Source organism: Pseudacidovorax intermedius, from assembly GCF_001476815.1.
In the GTDB taxonomy this organism is placed as follows: domain Bacteria; phylum Pseudomonadota; class Gammaproteobacteria; order Burkholderiales; family Burkholderiaceae_C; genus Xenophilus; species Xenophilus intermedius_A.
This window is the reverse complement of record NZ_LDSL01000257.1, coordinates 1-1018: the sequence shown is the minus strand read 5'-3', so window position 1 is coordinate 1018 and position 1018 is coordinate 1. Positions and strand designations below refer to the sequence as shown.

The 1018-nt window shown below is 70.4% G+C and carries 3 protein-coding genes; all 3 read left to right on the top strand.

Annotated features, from left to right (window positions below; genetic code table 11):
• The first annotated feature begins 4 nt into the window (after nt 1-4).
• Nucleotides 5-163 carry a flagella basal body P-ring formation protein FlgA gene (locus NS331_RS27460; protein WP_369405828.1) on the top strand — a complete coding sequence of 53 codons (159 nt, stop codon included), beginning with the start codon at nt 5-7 and terminating at the stop codon, nt 161-163.
• A gap of 192 nt (nt 164-355) precedes the next feature.
• Entirely contained in the window at nt 356-658 is a 303-nt protein-coding gene (flgM, locus tag NS331_RS25920) for a flagellar biosynthesis anti-sigma factor FlgM (protein WP_082702778.1), read from the top strand.
• A gap of 5 nt (nt 659-663) precedes the next feature.
• On the top strand, nt 664-1018 hold a 355-nt coding region (locus tag NS331_RS25060; RefSeq protein ID WP_153013066.1), incomplete at its 3' end, for a hypothetical protein.

Sequence of the window (1018 nt, the reverse complement as noted above, 5' to 3'; positions counted from 1 at the left end):
CGCCGTGCGCGTGCTGGCCGGCGGCCAGGGCTTCGAGGTCAGCACCGAAGGCCAGACCCTCAGCGCCGGCGCCGTCGGCGAGCCGGTGCGGGTGCGCATGCCCAACGGCCGCATCGCCACCGGCCAGGTGGTGGACGCCGGCACGGTTCGCCTTGCGCTCTGAAGGGCGGCACCGCATTCATTAAGATGGCGCCCGCGCCGCCGGTCCGTCCGGCCCGCGCACGCGCTCCCTCGCGGGGCGTTTCAACCGGGTGGGCGGGGCGCCTGCAAAAAAACCCAAAAAAGTTCTTAAGTTCCGGTCAGCCCCGCCGAAAAACAGTGACGCTGCCCTCTTCAGGGGGCAAGGAGTCCAGTGATGAGAATCGGTGCAAGCAACCTAGATGTCGGGCAAATCGAAACCGGGGCGGTCCAGCCGGACCGCGCCAGTCGTGCGCCTGCCACGTCGGGCAGCACGCCTGCCGGCGCCGGCGTGTCGGTCGAGGTCTCCTCGACCGTCAAGTCGCTCGGCCGCACCGGTTCGGGCTCGGGCATCGACGAGGCCAAGGTGGCCTCGATGCGCGAAGCCATTGCCAACGGCACCTTCACTGTGGACGCCGGCGCCGTCGCCGACAAGATGCTCGCCAATGCTCAGGAAATGCTGAGCCGCACCAAAGGTTGAACGCCATGCAAGCTCCCGTGATGATCGACACCCGCGAATCGACCGAAGACCTGCTGCAGGAAGTGGAGCGCCAGCTCGACGCCGTGGACGCCCGCCTGCTCGAAGGCGATGCCCCCGCCCTGGAAGCCGCCTGCAACGGCATGCGCCAGGTCGCCGCCGGCTTCAGCAACGTGCTCGAGTCGGCCCTGTCGGCCGAAGTGTTCGACGCCGACTTCCGCGACCGCATCGAGGGCGTGGCCCAGCGCCTGCGCGTGCTGCGCGCCGGCATCGCCCGCCGCGCCGCCGCCGTGGAGCGCAGCCTGTCGGCCCTGCTCGGCACGCAGGACCAGCCCACCTACGGCGCCGGCCTCGGCCAGCGCG

Excerpts from the sequence above, each read along its gene's own strand:
- flgM (WP_082702778.1), top strand. The coding sequence starts at position 356 with ATGAGAATCGGTGCAAGCAACCTAGATGTCGGGCAAATCGAAACCGGG.